This window comes from Microvirga antarctica (assembly GCF_017921815.1).
GTDB lineage: Bacteria > Pseudomonadota > Alphaproteobacteria > Rhizobiales > Beijerinckiaceae > Microvirga > Microvirga antarctica.
Map to the genome: position 1 here is coordinate 157,321 of NZ_JAGEMM010000008.1, position 15,221 is coordinate 172,541.

Below are 15,221 nucleotides of genomic sequence, written 5' to 3' on the forward strand. Positions count from 1 at the left end.
TCGCGCCGGTGGGAGCGGCAAGAATCGCTCGCACTTGAGCCCGAGACACCCTAGAAAGGTGGGCATTCCTTCTCCTCTTGCGAAACCATAATGGCGGATTCAGTCTCTCACGTCAGTTTTCTGCCGCCGATCCTGACATTTTGCGGCGCTGCGGTTGTGGCGGTGCCGCTCTTTCGTCTTCTCGGCCTGAGTGCGGTCCTCGGTTATCTCGCGGCCGGCGTGGTTATCGGTCCGTTCGGACTGGGCCTCGTCGGCGAGCCCGAGACCATTGCGACCGTGGCCGAACTGGGCGTGGTGCTGCTGCTCTTCATCATCGGGCTTGAACTGAAGCTCACGCATCTGTGGTCGATGAAGCGCGACATTTTCGGGCTCGGTCTCGCGCAGGTCGTCTTCACCGCCCTGTGCCTGGGAAGCGCGTCCTACCTGATCGGTTTCCCCACCAACGCCGCCATCGTAACCGGACTCGCCTTGGCGCTGTCCTCGACCGCCATCGGGCTGCAGATGCTGGACGAGCGCAGCGACATCCAGACCGCCTACGGCCAGCGCTCCTTTGCGATCCTGCTGTTCCAGGACCTCTCGGTCGTCCCGATCCTGGCCATTCTGCCGGTTCTGGCGACCGGTGCCGCGGCGCTTGAGACCGGATCGATGGCTGACCGACTCGTCAGCCTCGGCACGGCGGTCGCCGCCATCGTTGCGGTGATCCTGATCGGGCGCTACGGCCTGAACCCATTCTTCCGGGTGCTCGCGCGCAGCGGCGCCCGCGAGGTCATGACCGCGTCCGCCCTGCTGGTCGTGCTGGGCGCGGCCTTGCTTCTGCAGGAAGTCGGCCTGTCGATGGCCATGGGGGCCTTCCTGGCCGGCCTCCTTCTCGCAGAATCGAATTTCCGCCACCAGCTCGAGGCCGATATCGAGCCGTTCCGCGGCATCCTGCTCGGCCTGTTCTTCATGAGCGTGGGCATGTCGATCGACCTCTCGTTGCTGCGTCAGCAATGGCTCATCCTGGCGATCGCCGCGCCTGCGGTCGTCATCGTCAAGTCGCTTCTGGTCATCATTCTTTCCCGGCTGTTCGGCGCGAAAGGACGGGATGCGTTGCGCTCGGGCGCGCTGCTCTCGCCTGCCGGAGAATTCGCCTTCGTGCTGCTGCCCGTCGCCCTCGGCCTCGGCCTGCTGGACCCCGCGACCGGACAGCTGGTGACGGCGCTGGCCGCGATCACGATGCTGCTTGGGCCGATCGCCGCCACTCTGCTGGAGAAGGCCATGGGGAACCGCTTCGAGGCGGAGCCTGAAGAGGGCGCCGCGCCCGGCCAGCAGGGCGAGCTGTCGAGCCGCGTCCTTGTGATCGGGTTCGGCCGGTTCGGCCAGATCGTCAACCAGGTTCTTCTCGCCCAGGGGATCGACGCGACCGTCATCGACAACGACGTGGAGCGCATCCGCGATGCGGGCCGGTTCGGACTTCAGGTCTATTACGGCGATGGCACGCGGCTCGACGTGCTGCGGGCGGCGGGCGCGTCGAGGGCCGAGATGATCTGTGTCTGCACCGACCATCCCGACGCAACCGTCAAGATCGTCGAGATCATCCACGAGAACTTCGCCAATGCGCGCAGCTTCGTGCGCGCCTACGACCGCATCCACGCCGTGGATCTGTTGAACATGGACGTGGACTTCCAGGTTCGCGAGGTCTTCGAATCCGCCGTCACGTTCGGCCGCGCCGCGCTCGAAGAACTCGGCGTCGAGCCTGATGCGGCAGCACTGACGGCCAATGACGTGCGCAAGCGTGACACAGCCCGCCTGATGTTGCAGAAGGGCGGCGACACGATGGGCGGCGCCGAGCTCATCGTGGGTGCCAAGATCGCGCCGGAACCGCTCGTAACGCCGGCCGGCAAGGCGCGCGGTCTCAACGCCGAGACCCGCGATATCCTCGGCGAAGGCGTGTTCTAGTGGACCAACCCAAGACCGAGACGGCGCCTCCCGACGATGCGGGCACGCCCCGCTTCGTCGTCGGCTCGACCATGCGGCATGTCTTGGTGATGTCGAGCACCGGCGCTGCCGGACTGATCGCCATCTTCCTCGTCGACCTCGTATCGCTCATGTACATCTCGTGGCTGAAAGACCCGAGCATGACGGCGGGTGTCGGGCTCGCCACGGTGGTGATGTTCCTCACCATGTCGATGAATGTGGGGTTGATGATTCCCATCGGCGCGCTGGTGTCGCGTGCGCTCGGCGCCCGCGACCACAAGCGGGCGCGGGAACTCGCGACGTCGGCCTGCGTCCTGATGGTGCTGGTCTCGACAGGAATCAGCGCCCTCCTCCTGCCTTTCGTGCCGCGTCTGCTGACCCTTCTCGGCGCCACGGGACAGACCGGCGAGGTGGCCAAGCATTTCCTCTGGATCATGCTGCCCACCAACGGTTTGATGGCCCTCGGGATGGCCTTTTCCACGCTCCTGCGCGCCGCAGGCGACGCCAGGCGCAGCATGTTCGCCAGCCTGTCCGTCGCCATCGTCACGGTGCTGCTCGACCCGATCCTGATCTTCGGCCTCGACCTGCGCTCGAACGGGGCAGCCATCACCATCAACGTCGCGCGGATCGTCTATGCGTATGTCGGGTATCGCTATGTCATCGGCCATTACGCGCTTCTTTCGCGCCCGACGGTTGCGGGCGTAATGCGCGATGCACGGCCCTTCTTCGCCATCGCGATCCCGGCGATCCTGACCAACGTCGCGGCGCCAGTTTCGTCGGCGTTTTTCACCGGCATCATCTCGCGGTTCGGCGATGAGGCGATCGCCGCCTCGGCGATCATCGACCGGGTCACGCCGGTGGCCTTTGGCGGGCTGTTCGCGATGGCGGCGGCGATCGGGCCGGTGATGGGCCAGAATTGGGGCGCCCGGCGCTTCGGCCGGGTTCGCCAGACCCTGCGCGACACGCTCCTGGTCATGGTTCTCTACATCCTTGCCGTGTGGCTGATGCTCTATCTCATCCGCGTGCCGCTGACGCAGGCCTTCAACGCGCCGCCGCTGACGGCCGATATCGTGCAGTTCTTCTGTCAGATCAGCGGGCTGATCTGGTTCTTCATCGGCCTGGTGCTGGTGTCCAACTCCGCTTTCAACAATCTCGGCTTCCCGCTGTTGTCGACGTTCTTCAACTGGGGCCGGGCGACGCTCGGCATGATTCCCTTCGCCTATCTGGGCGCGCAGATGGCGGGTCCCAAAGGCGCGCTCGTGGGAATCGGCGCGGGGTCGGTTGCGTTCGGGATCGGGGCGGTCATCACTTCGTTCTGGACAGTCAGGCGATTGGAGCGCCAAGCTCAGGTCCCGCTCTAGCGCGGTCCGACACAGGAGGCGGCGATGTTCGATTGGTTCGACTTCATGCGCCAGGCGCAGATGAACGCCGCCACCGCGCTCCTCGGGCGCCAGTTCAACGTCAGCGGCGATCAGGCCCAGCGGGCTCTGGCGGCGTTCCTGCCGGCTTTCGCCATGGGGATGCAGCACACGATGGGCGCACCCTCGCCCAACCCGATGATGGCGGGACTGTTCGGCGGCGCCTATCAGTCCCTGTGGCTCAACGGCGCCCAGGCGTTCTCGCCGGATTCCCGCCGCAACGGCGAGCAGATTCTCGATCAGCTGTTTGGCTCGGACGACGTGAGCCGGAAAGTCGCCCAGCAGGCGGCGTCCGTGACAGGCGTCAATGCCGACGTCATGCGGCAGATGCTGCCGGTGCTCGCAGGGATCTATGCCGGCGGCCTGTATCACTGGCTGTCCGGCCAGACTCGCGCCATGTCGCAGAAGGCAGAGCCGGCGCCGTCCCTGACGCCGAAGAGCATGGCCGAGTCATGGAGCCGCCTGTGCACGGCCTGGACCGGGGCAGCCCCCGTCGAGGCCAAGCCCGAGGTCTCGCCCTTCGAGGCGATGATGGCCGGATTCAAGCCAGCGCCCGCCGACCCTCGGGAGCGTCACGTAAATGCGAACGCACCTCCGGCCTGGGAGGACATGATGGAAAAGGGACGCGATCTGCAGAAGCAGTATCTCGCGTCCCTCCAGGCGATTTTCGACGAGGCGCAGAAGGCCGGCGCAGACAAGAGCTAGCCCGCGTATCCTGAGCGGGGCGCGAGGGGAACCATGGGCCGCTGGCCTGAATCATGCCTTACCGCCGGAGAACGGGACTGTTTCTCGTCCCATCGATGCAGATTAACCGCATTGTCCCGGAGAAATATCTCGGCAAGCGCCCCCTCGACCTCGCCGCGCGTCAGCCCGATGTCTTTGAGCATGCGATCGTCGAATTGGGCCAGGTGACGGATTTCACGGCGGCTCTGCCAGCGATTCATCACCACCGTCGCGCCGGTGCCGAAAGCCGCGACGACGCGCTTCAGCGCGGTCAGGTTCAGGGACATCGAAACGGTGGAGCTGAGGTGGGTCATCGCGGGTCTCCAGACATGGCGATTTTTGCTGAGTGTCACCTTCGGCGGAGAATGCAGAGAACAATCAACCCATTCATCGACTTGCGAAATCGAGACCGATCAATCGCCCTCGTCATGCGACGCGGAAGCATTCCGTTTGGGAAATCAACAGACTTACCAACGGCTTGACAAATCTCTACCACAAGGCGTTTCATCACTTGAAACGATTGTTTGAGATAGATATCATTCGTTTGATTGATGATGCAGGAAACGACCATGCACCTCCTTGATATCGACCAGTTGCGCACCTTCGTGGCGATTGCTGACACGGGCTCGTTCACCCGCGCGGCCGATGTGGTCCACAAGACCCAGAGCGCGGTGTCCATGCAGATGAAGCGGCTCGAGGAGCGCGTCGGCCGGGTGATCTTTGAACGCGACGGCCGTCTGTCCAAGCTGACGGATGAAGGCGAGCGGCTGCTCGATTATGCCCGCCGGATCGTACGCCTGAACACCGAATGCATGGCGGCCTTCAACGACAACGAGCTGAGCGGCCGGGTCCGCTTGGGGCTGCCCGACGATTACGCCGACCGTTACCTGCCGGAGATCCTGGCGCGGTTTTCGCGCTCCAATCCCAAGGCCGAGGTCACGGTCATGTGCGAGCCGACGCAGAACCTCATCGAGCGCGTCCAGCACGGCGATATCGACCTTGCCATCATCACCCATGTGGATCGGCGCGGTCCGTCGGAAATCGTGCGCATCGAACAGCTGCTCTGGGTCACCTCCGCTCGCCATTCCGTGCATGAGGAAACACCGATCCCGCTTGCCCTCGGGCGGCCCAATTGCGACTGGCGTCATTCGGCCACGGAAGTTCTCGAGGCAGCCGATCGGCCGTACCGCATCCTTTACGTGGCTTGGCACTCCACCGCGGTCGGAGCGGCAATTCTGGCCGGGCTCGCGGTCTCCGTTCTGCCGGAGAGCGCCGTGCGGCCGGGCATGCGCATCCTCGGTCCGTCGGATGGATTCCCCGCGCTGCCGTCCTGCAAGATCGGCCTCATCCGCGCCCGGCAGCAGGAAAATCCGCTCGCCGATGCGCTGGGTTTTCACATCAAGCAATCGCTCGACAATCTCGGCTCCACGCGGCCCCTGCTGGCGCCGGCTGCCGAGTGATCAGGCTTTCAAAGCGGGCCTGCGCAGCACGATGACGTTGCCGACGAGCGCGAGGACGACGCCGAGCGCTGCGATCGGCGTCCACGCGTAGCCTTCGACCAGGGTCGACACGCCGAGGGCCACGATGGGAAACAGCACCGTCGTGTAGCCGGCGCGCGCGGGCCCCAGACGCCGCAGCAGGGTCAGATAGGACGCAAAGGCCAGGACGGACGCTCCGATGGCGAGGTAGAGCAATGCCCCGAGATAGACGAGCGTCGGCTCGACGATGAAGGCATTGCCGCGCACCAGGTTGATCACCAGCAGGATGCCGGTGCCATAGGTCATCCCCCAGGCATTGGCCGAGATGAGCGGGATGCCGCGTCGTTGCAGAGATGTCGAGACCATGTTGCCGCTGCAGAACAGCAGCGTCCCAAGGGCGCACAGGCCAAGGCCCAGGAGCGCCCCGGCATTGAAGCCAGCGCCGGTGATCTCCGGCAGGAACAGCAGGCCGATTCCGGTTGCGCCGAGGCCTGCGCCGAGCGCCACGCGCAGATCGATCGCCTGGCGAAAGACCAGAAAGCCGAGGATCAGGTTGAAGATCGACGTCAACGAAAAGACGACCGACAGAAGCCCCGACGGGACGGTGAGCCCGCCATAGTAGAAGCAGAGAAAATTCAGGGAGAACAGGCAAAAGCCGGTCGCGATGAATCGCAAATGGTCCGCAAGCGGAAACGCCACCGGCTTGCCGGCGACGCCCACCCAGCCCCACATGCAGGCAGCCGCCAGCACGAAGCGCCACAGCACGGACATTTCGGGCGCCACGACGCCGAGCTGACCGTGAATGGCAATCCAGCTCACCCCCCACAGGAAGATGGTGGCGGCATAGATGGCAAGCGTCGACCCGTCGAGGCGGGCGCCGGCCGGCGGTTCCCCGCTGCGGGAGACCGGCGCAGGCGACGACAGCGAAAGCGATCGGGGATGTTCCGTCGGCTGCGGCATGAAACGATCCAATGTTTAGATCGTTCCTTACCGATCCTGATTTATCAGTTCCAATGATAAATTATCATTGGAATGCCACGGAATGCTGATGCCTCACGCCGGCCCAGGCCCTTAGCGCCTTTAGCCGAACGGTCCGAGAAAATCGCGCTTGCCGATGACGACGCCCTTGTGGCGCAGGATGTCGTAGGCGGTCGTGAGGTGGAAATAGAAGTTGGGCAGGCCGAACGAGAGCAGATAGGCCTCCCCGGACATCGAGGGCTTGAGGCCGCCGGCATTGATCGTCACCACGCGGGATTCGCTCCCCTCGAACGACGCCGCATCGACGCCCTCGATATAGGCGATCGTGCGGGCGACGCGATCGAGCAGTTCGGGGAACGAGGTTTCCGTATCGGCCATCTTGGGCGAGGCGACGCCGGTCAGCCGTTCGATGGAGAGTTTCGACGTGTCGCTGGCGCGCTGGACCTGTCCGGCGAGTGCGATCATGTCGGGGGCAAGCCGCGCATCGATGAGTTCGCTCGGCGCGATCTTGTGCTCGGCCGCGTGGGCGGCGCCTTTTTCGAGGATGGTCGCGAGGATGGTGAGGCCCCGGGTGAAAACCGGCACCGAGGCCTGGTACATCGAGAGTGGCATGATTGTCCTGCTCCAAAAAAGCCGCACCGCGCGGCCCGCCCGTTCCGGCCGGCGCGAGGTGCTCCTCGCCGGAACCGTTCCCCGCAGGTAGGCCGCTTTCAGGGCGGTGAAGTCAAGGCCGCCGCCCCGCCTGGACGGGATGGCAGCATCGCGAAAATGTGCCTTGGTGGCGCACCCGCGATGGGGCTAGCGTCCCGCGCATGGACAGCAGCAGGGGACGATGACGATGGACCTCGATCTGAAAGGGCGGCGCGCACTGGTGACGGGATCCACCGCGGGAATCGGCTTTGCAATCGCAACGCAATTGTCGCGCATGGGCGCCAAGGTGGCGATCAACGGACGGACCGCCGGTCGCGTCGACGAGGCCATCGCCAAACTGCGTGCGGCGATTCCCGACGGACAGTTTGTGGCCGCCCCCGGAGACGTGGGGACGGATGACGGCATGGCGGCCGTCACGGCGGCGGTGCCGGCCCTCGATATCCTGGTCAACAACGCGGGCATCTTCGAGCCGAAGCCGTTCTTCGACATCCCCGACGAGGATTGGCGGCGGTTCTTCGACGTGAACGTGCTGAGCGGCATCCGTCTTGCCCGGCACTACACCTCCGCCATGGTCTCGCGGGGTTGGGGTCGGGTGGTGTTCATCTCCAGTGAATCCGCCGTGCAGATCCCCGTCGAGATGGTGCATTACGGCATGACGAAAACCGCGCAGCTTGCCGTCGCGCGCGGACTTGCCGAGACGGTCTCTGGCAGCGGCGTGACCGTCAATTCCGTGCTCCCCGGCCCGACCCTGTCGGAGGGTGTCGAGGTGTTCATGCGCCAGATGGCGGCTGGCGGCGGAGAGCAGGATCTCGATGCAGCGGGCGCGGCCTTCATTCGCGAGAACCGCCCGTCCTCACTGCTGGGACGGTTGATCCGGCCTGACGAGATTGCAAGCCTCGTGGCTTATCTGTGCAGCCCGGCAGCCAGCGCCACGACGGGGGCAGCCATGCGGGTCGATGGCGGCGTCGTGCGCTCGATCCTGTAGGCCCGTCCGGCGCATTCGCGGAGATCGTGATGGAACTTGGCCTCTACACATTCGTCGAGACAACGCCCGATCCGCAAACGGGATTTCTCGTCAGTCCGGCGCAGCGCCTGCGCGACCTGATCGAGGAGATTGAACTCGCCGATCAGGTCGGTCTCAACGTGTTCGGCATCGGCGAACATCACCGCGCCGATTATGTGGCATCCTCACCGGCGGTGGTGCTCGCAGCGGCGGCGGCGCGCACCAAGACCATCCGCCTGACGAGCGCCGTCACGGTGCTGAGTTCGGACGACCCGGTGCGCGTGTTCCAGGATTTCGCCACCCTCGATCTTCTGTCCGGCGGGCGGGCGGAAATCATGGCGGGGCGCGGCTCCTTCATCGAGTCGTTTCCGCTCTTCGGCTATGATCTTGCCGATTACGACGCGCTGTTTTCCGAGAAGCTCGACCTGCTGCTGAAGATCCGCGACAGCGAGCGCGTGACATGGTCGGGCCAGCATCGCCCCGCGCTGTCAAACCTCGCCGTCTATCCCCGGCCGGAGCATGTGATCCCCATCTGGATCGCGGTCGGCGGAACGCCGCAATCGATTGTCCGCGCGGCGAGCCTCGGCCTGCCGCTGGCGCTTGCCATTATCGGCGGAGAACCGGAGCGCTTCGCGCCCCTCGTCGCGTTGTATCGCGAAGCCTCGCGTCGCGCAGGCTTCGATGCGAACCACCTGCAGGTTGGCATCAACGCGCACGCTTTTGTGGCCGACACCGCGCAGCAGGCCGCCGACGCGTTCTTTCCATCCTATGCGGACGTGATGACGAAGCTTGGACGCGAGCGGGGCTGGGCGCCGACAAGCCGGCCGCACTTCGATCAGCTCATCGGCCCGCGCGGCGCGCTGATCGTCGGCACGCCGCAGCAGGCCATCGACAAAATCCTGAAACAGCACAGCGTTTTCGGAAACACGCGGTACATGATGCAGCTCAGTGTCGGCACCATGCCGCATGCGCAGATCATGCGCGCCATTGAGTTGATCGGCACGGAGGTGGCACCCGCGGTGCGCATGGAGGTGGCCCGCCGCAACGCCGAAAACGTCCCGGTCTAGGTGCCTGAAGGTGGCGTCTGGACGACGCCTTGAGCGGTGCGTGCGGGCGCGCGCTCATACCAGCCCTGGCTGCGGTTGACGATCCACACGATGGTGAGCATCACCGGCACCTCGATCAGCACGCCGACGACGGTCGCCAGCGCCGCGCCGGACGTGAAGCCGAAGAGGCTGATGGCGGCAGCCACGGCCAGCTCGAAGAAGTTGCTCGCGCCGATCAGCGCCGACGGCCCCGCAATGGCATGCGATTCGCCCGCGACGCGGTTGAGCCAGTAGGCGAGCCCCGCATTGAGGTAGACCTGGATCAGGATCGGCACCGCCAGCACGGCGATGATGGCGGGCTGCGCGATGATCTGTTCGCCCTGAAAGCCGAACAGCAACACCAGCGTCGCCAACAAAGACACCAGCGAGAGCGGGCCGAGGATCTGCTGGGCCTTTTGCAGGGCGCCGTCTGCGCCCCGTGCGATCAGCCAACGCCGCAGCCACTGGGCGGCAATCACCGGGATCAGGATATAGAGCGCGACCGACAGGACCAGCGTGCCCCACGGCACGACGATGGCCGACAAACCGAGCAGCAGGCCGACAATCGGCGCGAAGGCGACGATCATGATCACGTCGTTGAGCGCGACCTGCGTCAACGTGAAATGCGGATCACCTTTCGTCAGGTTGCTCCACACGAACACCATGGCGGTGCAGGGCGCGGCGGCGAGAATGATGAGCCCGGCCGTATAGCTCGCGATCTGGTCGGCGGCCAGATACGGTCGGAACAGATGGGCGATAACGAACCAGGCGAGCAACGCCATCGAAAACGGTTTGATGGCCCAGTTGATGAACAGCGTCACGCCGATCCCGCGCCAGTGCCGGCCCACCTACCCCAAGGCGGAAAAATCGATCCGCAACAGCATCGGGATCACCATGATCCAGATCAGGACCGCCACCGGCAAGTTGACCCGCGCGATCTCCGCCGCGCCGATCGCCTGGAACACAGCCGGAAAGGCGTGGCCGAGCGCGATTCCGGCAACGATGCACAACGTGACCCAAACGGTCAGATAGCGTTCGAAAATCGACATGCGGCCGTCCTCACCCGTTCGCCGCAGCGGCTCTCGTGTGGCCCTCTGCGGCGCCGATGGCCCGCACCCGCGCGTGGAGCGAAGCCTTGTCGAGGCTCGCGATCGGCAAACTGGAAAAGGCCTGGATGCGGTTCTTCAGATAGCGATAGGCGGTAAGGAATGCCGCCAGCTTTTCAACGTCGGAGCCCTCCACCGCGGCCGGGTCCTCGATGCCCCAGTGGGCGGTGACCGGATGGCCGGGCCAGACCGGGCAGGCCTCGCCGGCGGCGTTGTCGCAGACGGTAAAGACGAAATCCATAACCGGCGCATCCGCAGCCGCGAACGCGTCCCAGTTCTTCGACCGCAATCCCGCCGTCGGATAGCCGGCATCATTCAGCACCTTGATGGCAAACGGATTGACCGTGCCCTTGGGATGACTGCCCGCCGAATAGGCCCGAAACCGCCCCGCGCCGTCCGTATTGAGGATGGCTTCCGCGAGGATCGAGCGGGCGGTGTTGCCGGTGCACAGAAACATGACGTTGTAGATGCGCTCACTCATGGGCAGAGGCCTCCGGCTGGCAGCAGGGCGTGAGATCGGCCACGAGCGGGATGCAGATCTCCGGCCGCCCACCGCAGCAATCCTTGAGCAGAAAGGTCGCAACGGCGCGAAAGCGATTGAGATCAGCCCGGTAGACGATGGAGCGGCTCCGCCGCTCGGCCCGGATGAGCCCGGCGCGGCAGAGAATGGCGAGGTGGGACGACAGGGTGTTGTGCGGCACCGCAAGGTCCCGCGCGACCGTCCCCGCCGGCAGACCGGCAGGCTCGTGCCGGACCAACAGCCGGAACGCGTCGAGCCGGGTCGGCTGGGCCAGCGCCGCAAGGGCAATTATCACATCGGTGTTGTCCATATGTCGAGACTTATCGAAATACGGATCGCTTGGCAAGCCGGGGGATGACGGGATTTCGAAGCTGCGCGAAGACTGACGACTTCACGCCCTCGGAAGTAAGCGCTCGTGGCTGGGCGGGTGCCGTCTCCCAAGCTGCGGCACTTGAAAACCCTTCCAGAGACCGGCGCGGGCAATCCCGATGAGCGGGGTCGCCTCGAAGGAGCCGGGACGGCCCACGCCGCGGCAAGCGACGGGCCGTCAACCCTTGGCTCCATGGTGTCAAGCCAGTTGTGACGCCGGCAAAATCAGTCTACCGAGGCACGCGTTCTTTGTGACCTCCCGCGAGTACTGATAAAACCGACACATCCGCGGGTTATGGCCAGCCTTGTTCGGTACGTTTTGAGACAAAGCAACGATTTGCATTGTCAATCTCCCGGATCGGGATCATCTTTCGTCAGCTCCGATGGCGGAGCGCCGGGTCCGCCCCGGGGCACACGCGATCGGAATTAAGAGAGCGGATCATTCAAACCGCGCGCGCCTGATGGGACCCGGGCGCGTTCAGGTTGCGGAACAGCGAGGCCAGCAATGGCACTGGTTCTGAGCACAGCGGATGATCAAGCGAACTGTCGTCCGTCTGGCAGCTTTGAGACGGACATCCACCGCCTCGCGCGCATCCTCGATAGCGTCGAATGCAAGCGCGGGACACTCCTCGGCAAGACCTGTGGATCGGTGATCGCAATCGAGAGGTGAGACCAGCCATGACTGACGAAGAGATCGAAATCGTTGCTCAGGAACTCGCCAAAGTGGGAGGGACCTCCTGGTATCCGGGCCGGCAACACGGCGGCATGGTTCGCGTCGTGTCGGATCGCTATCGGGATCAGGCGCGACTCATCATCGAGGCCTTTGATCGCCTGCACGTCTGCGGCGCGATCGTCTTCTCATCCGCGGCCCGCCGTCCGCCCGCAACCCTGTCGAGACAGACGCCTCCGTAATTCCCCGGACGTCACATGTTCGCGCAGAGAACGATCAGTCCCCCGAGAACGATCATCGCGACAGCCGCGAAGCCCGCATCCCGCCATTCGAAAGGCGGCACGGCCATGATGGTGCGCGGGCCATGCGCATCAAGACCGCGAGCCTCCATGGCAATGGCGGTGCGCCCGGCGCGGCGGATGGCGAAGGCCAGCAGCGGGATAACGAGGCTTCCCGCCTCGACCGGTCCGGGAAGACGGCGCAGGACCCGCCCGGATTGCATGGCCCGGGCAAGGCGCATCTGTTGCGCTTCCGCAGCCAGATCCGGCACGAGCTGGAGCGCCGCAAACAGCGCGTAGCCAAAGCGCGGCGGCAAGCGGGCATGCGCCATCAATCCCCTCACAAACGCGCCGGGATCTGTCGTCAGGGCAAAGAACGCCGAGATCATCCCGCAGGCAACAGCGCGCAGGAACAGAGTCACGCCAGCCGAGGCAGCCGGTGAGCCGAACACCGACTCGCCTGCCACATGCAAGGCGAAGGCGCTGTCCTCACGAAACAGGAGCGCAGTGGTGAGAAAGCCGAGCCCGAACAGGCTGAACGGCACCATCAGCCCGAGCAACAGCAACGGCGAGGTTCGCTCGAGGGCCACAAGGACAATACACACGATGAGGATCGCGCCGATCTGGAACCGCGCATCGAAGATCAGAATAGCGGCGACGAGCCAGACCGCGCAGACCGCGACCTTGCTCAGTGGATTGAGTGTTCTCACCATGACTTCGTCGCCTGCAACCAGCGGCGGGCCGCAGCCGAGGAAGGCTCGCTCAGATTGGCCCGGGCGCAAAGGTCTGCGTCCGCGAGGAGATCCGGCGTCGGCCCGTCGGCGATGATGCGCCCCTCCGCCACCACCACGCTGCGGGGGCAGACCCGCAGGGCGAAGTCCATATCGTGGGTGACGACCGCGACCGCGCGTCCGTCCGAGCGCAGATCGTCGATGCGCGCCGACAGCGCAGCAGCGCCGGCAGCGTCCAGGCCCGCCATCGGCTCGTCGAGAACGAGCAATGGCCATCGGTCGGTGATGGTCAGCATGGCCAGCGCGAGACGCCGCTTCTGGCCCTGCGACAACTCGAAAGGATGGCGCAGGGCGAGACCGGCCAGTCCCCATTGATCGAGCGTTGCGGCGACACGGCGTTCGCGCTCATCATTGTCCATTCGCCGCGGCAGCGCGCCGCTCAGTTCGTCACGAACCGTGCCGCCGACGAACTGACTTTCCGGGTTCTGAAACGCAACGCCGCCTTTCGCGCCCTCCCGCACGCCGCTCTTAAGCGGCAGGAGCCCGGCCAGGCACGCCGCGAGAGTGGACTTGCCGGCACCGTTGGCGCCGAGGATCCCCACGACCTCGCCCTGTCGAACACTGAGCGACACGCCGCGCAGCACCACCGGACCGAGGAATGGCGCACAATCCGCTCCAACCAGAGCAGCGATCACCGGCGCATCCGCAGCCGCAGCGGGCGCTTCCGCGCTGGCTTTCGCGACGAACGCCGCCACGATGGGACGCGCCCGCGCGAGATCCTCAGGCGGGGCCGTCTCGGGGTTGAGATGCGCAAGCGCATCCGCCACGGACAGGGGCGCGACCGGCGCGCAGAGTCCGACCCGCGCGAGGCCTTCATCGAGGTCGCCTGCTGCCGGGCACCAGATTCCGAGAGCTGCAAGCAGGGATCGCTTCTCGCGAAAGATCGCGCGGGGCTCGCCATCGGCAACGATGGTGCCGTCCGGTCCGAGCACCACCAGCCGATCCATGGCGTCGATCAGCCCGTCGAGCCGGTGATCCACCACAAGCATGGTGCGGTCCGGCCGGCCTTCCGTCAGCAGCCGGTGCAACCGCGTCGCCGCGACGGGCGCAAGATGCGCCGTCGGTTCGTCGGCCACGAACAGGCCCGCATTCTGAACGAGGGTGGCGGCGAGCGCCACCAGTTGCCGCTCGCCGCCGGAGAGCGTGGCGGTGCGCCGCTGACGCCAGGCCTCGGGCAGGCCGACCTCCTCCATCGCCTGTGCGACCGCGTTCCGGATTCGGGCCACGGGCACGGCCTGGTTCTCGAGCGCGAAGGCGATCTCGTCCTCGACCCGCATGCCGCACAACGTGCGGTCGGCGTCCTGGAAATACTGCGCGACGTCCGCTGCCCAGCCCGAGGGAGGGCGTGTTTCGATCGGCACGCCGTCAATGGCGATGCGTCCCTCGACCTTGGCCGGGATGCTGTGCGGCAGCAGCCCGGTGAGCGTGAGCAGCAGGGTCGACTTGCCGGAGCCGGAGGCGCCAAGCAGCAGAACCCGCGTTCCCCGGCGAATGGCGAGATCGACCGGACCCACGGCGGCCGCCCCGGCGAAGGGGTAGCGCACGCTCACCGCCCGCCATTGCGCGGCGGGTGGACCCTCAGGCGAGAGCGGATCGGACGTCATGGTCGATCGCAAGGCCGGACAGCACGCCGGTCCGGTAGAGCGCGCGCACGATCAGGTGGCCAAGCAGGCCGCCGAGCAACGCACCGCTGAGGCAGCGCAGCACAAACATGCTGAGCACGATCGTCGGCTGCAGCGCCCCGTAATCGAACCGGATCCAGGTATAGACAAAGGAGAAGATTGCGGCGCCGACACCGGCCGCCATCAGGACCGGAAGCGAATAATTGCGCCACCGCGTCGCCGCGAACACGGCCTCGGCACCGGCTCCCTGGACGGCACCCGTGACAAGCAGCAACAGGCCCGCCGGACTGCCGAGCAGGATCTGCACGAGAGCTGCCAGGACCTCGGCCGTGAAGGCCACGCCGGGCTTTCTGATGATGGCTGCGGCCACGATCGAGACGATGAACCAGAAGCCCATCACCACATCCATCGTGAGGGAGCCGAACACCGCCTGGGCGATCAGCCACACCTGCACCCAGCCGAGATAGAGCACCGCGAATACCGCGCCCAGCACCGTCACGATGAGGGTTTCGCGCAGGGTCCAGCCTTGTTTGTCGGTCATGTCGACGATCCAATCGTTGAGGAGCGGGAATC

At 65.5% G+C, this 15,221-nt stretch carries 15 protein-coding genes and 1 pseudogene; 7 read left to right on the forward strand and 9 right to left on the reverse strand.

Annotation, left to right across the window (positions count from 1 at the left end):
* Positions 1 to 90 precede the first annotated feature (90 nt).
* Genes J4G32_RS19775 through J4G32_RS19785 form a run of 3 tightly spaced genes read left to right on the forward strand, consistent with a single transcriptional unit; the run spans position 91 to position 4,079 of the window.
* A complete protein-coding gene (locus J4G32_RS19775) occupies positions 91 to 1,938 on the forward strand; it encodes a monovalent cation:proton antiporter-2 (CPA2) family protein (RefSeq protein WP_210497279.1) in 1,848 nt (615 codons plus the stop codon).
* Entirely contained in the window at positions 1,938 to 3,317 is a 1,380-nt protein-coding gene (locus J4G32_RS19780; protein ID WP_343232692.1) for an MATE family efflux transporter, read from the forward strand. Before J4G32_RS19775 ends, J4G32_RS19780 begins: the two co-directional genes overlap by 1 nt.
* A gap of 24 nt (positions 3,318 to 3,341) precedes the next feature.
* The gene (locus tag J4G32_RS19785) at positions 3,342 to 4,079 is read left to right on the forward strand and encodes a DUF937 domain-containing protein (protein WP_210497280.1); all 738 of its coding nucleotides are present in this window, start codon (positions 3,342 to 3,344) and stop codon (positions 4,077 to 4,079) included.
* Here the strand turns inward: J4G32_RS19785 and J4G32_RS19790 are convergent.
* Positions 4,076 to 4,411: a DUF1127 domain-containing protein gene (locus J4G32_RS19790; RefSeq protein ID WP_246505342.1), complete on the reverse strand. Its 336-nt coding sequence runs from the start codon at positions 4,409 to 4,411 to the stop codon at positions 4,076 to 4,078. The genes J4G32_RS19785 and J4G32_RS19790 overlap by 4 nt on opposite strands.
* A gap of 255 nt (positions 4,412 to 4,666) precedes the next feature.
* Between J4G32_RS19790 and J4G32_RS19795 the strand changes: the two genes are divergently transcribed.
* Positions 4,667 to 5,557 carry a LysR substrate-binding domain-containing protein gene (locus J4G32_RS19795; protein WP_210497281.1) on the forward strand — a complete coding sequence of 297 codons (891 nt, stop codon included), beginning with the start codon at positions 4,667 to 4,669 and terminating at the stop codon, positions 5,555 to 5,557.
* Here J4G32_RS19795 and J4G32_RS19800 read toward each other — a convergent pair whose 3' ends face one another.
* Together J4G32_RS19800 and J4G32_RS19805 are read right to left on the reverse strand one after the other, a co-directional pair.
* Positions 5,558 to 6,535: a DMT family transporter gene (locus J4G32_RS19800; RefSeq protein ID WP_210497282.1), complete on the reverse strand. Its 978-nt coding sequence runs from the start codon at positions 6,533 to 6,535 to the stop codon at positions 5,558 to 5,560.
* A 120-nt stretch (positions 6,536 to 6,655) separates the two neighbouring features.
* Positions 6,656 to 7,165 carry a DUF1993 domain-containing protein gene (locus J4G32_RS19805; RefSeq protein ID WP_210497283.1) on the reverse strand — a complete coding sequence of 170 codons (510 nt, stop codon included), beginning with the start codon at positions 7,163 to 7,165 and terminating at the stop codon, positions 6,656 to 6,658.
* Between the two features lie 226 nt (positions 7,166 to 7,391).
* Here J4G32_RS19805 and J4G32_RS19810 point away from each other — a divergent pair, with 226 nt between their 5' ends.
* Together J4G32_RS19810 and J4G32_RS19815 are read left to right on the forward strand one after the other, a co-directional pair.
* On the forward strand, positions 7,392 to 8,189 hold the full coding sequence (locus tag J4G32_RS19810) for an SDR family NAD(P)-dependent oxidoreductase (RefSeq protein ID WP_210497330.1): 798 nt from the start codon (positions 7,392 to 7,394) through the stop codon (positions 8,187 to 8,189).
* 29 nt (positions 8,190 to 8,218) lie between these two features.
* Positions 8,219 to 9,274, forward strand: coding sequence for an LLM class flavin-dependent oxidoreductase (locus J4G32_RS19815; protein ID WP_210497284.1), 1,056 nt, complete (start codon positions 8,219 to 8,221; stop codon positions 9,272 to 9,274).
* On the opposite strand, the pseudogene arsB reads toward J4G32_RS19815, so the two are convergent.
* From arsB to J4G32_RS19830, 3 genes and pseudogenes are all read right to left on the reverse strand, one after another.
* Positions 9,271 to 10,341, reverse strand: a pseudogene (arsB, locus tag J4G32_RS19820) (ACR3 family arsenite efflux transporter). The gene J4G32_RS19815 and the pseudogene arsB sit on opposite strands and share 4 nt — an antisense overlap.
* 10 nt (positions 10,342 to 10,351) lie before the next feature.
* On the reverse strand, positions 10,352 to 10,879 hold the full coding sequence (locus tag J4G32_RS19825) for an arsenate reductase ArsC (protein WP_210497285.1): 528 nt from the start codon (positions 10,877 to 10,879) through the stop codon (positions 10,352 to 10,354).
* Positions 10,872 to 11,228, reverse strand: coding sequence for an ArsR/SmtB family transcription factor (locus tag J4G32_RS19830; RefSeq protein ID WP_210497286.1), 357 nt, complete (start codon positions 11,226 to 11,228; stop codon positions 10,872 to 10,874). The genes J4G32_RS19825 and J4G32_RS19830 overlap by 8 nt, the downstream gene beginning before the upstream one ends.
* 737 nt (positions 11,229 to 11,965) lie before the next feature.
* Between J4G32_RS19830 and J4G32_RS19835 the strand changes: the two genes are divergently transcribed.
* Positions 11,966 to 12,199, forward strand: a complete 234-nt coding sequence (locus J4G32_RS19835; protein WP_210497287.1) for a hypothetical protein — start codon at positions 11,966 to 11,968, stop codon at positions 12,197 to 12,199.
* A gap of 11 nt (positions 12,200 to 12,210) precedes the next feature.
* On the opposite strand, the gene J4G32_RS19840 is transcribed toward J4G32_RS19835, so the two are convergent.
* Genes J4G32_RS19840 through J4G32_RS19850 form a run of 3 tightly spaced genes read right to left on the reverse strand, consistent with a single transcriptional unit; the run spans position 12,211 to position 15,189 of the window.
* On the reverse strand, positions 12,211 to 12,948 hold the full coding sequence (locus J4G32_RS19840; RefSeq protein ID WP_210497288.1) for an energy-coupling factor transporter transmembrane component T family protein: 738 nt from the start codon (positions 12,946 to 12,948) through the stop codon (positions 12,211 to 12,213).
* Entirely contained in the window at positions 12,942 to 14,630 is a 1,689-nt protein-coding gene (locus J4G32_RS19845) for an ABC transporter ATP-binding protein (protein ID WP_210497289.1), read from the reverse strand. The genes J4G32_RS19840 and J4G32_RS19845 overlap by 7 nt, the downstream gene beginning before the upstream one ends.
* Positions 14,605 to 15,189, reverse strand: a complete 585-nt coding sequence (locus J4G32_RS19850; RefSeq protein WP_210497290.1) for an ECF transporter S component — start codon at positions 15,187 to 15,189, stop codon at positions 14,605 to 14,607. The genes J4G32_RS19845 and J4G32_RS19850 overlap by 26 nt, the downstream gene beginning before the upstream one ends.
* Positions 15,190 to 15,221 lie beyond the last annotated feature (32 nt).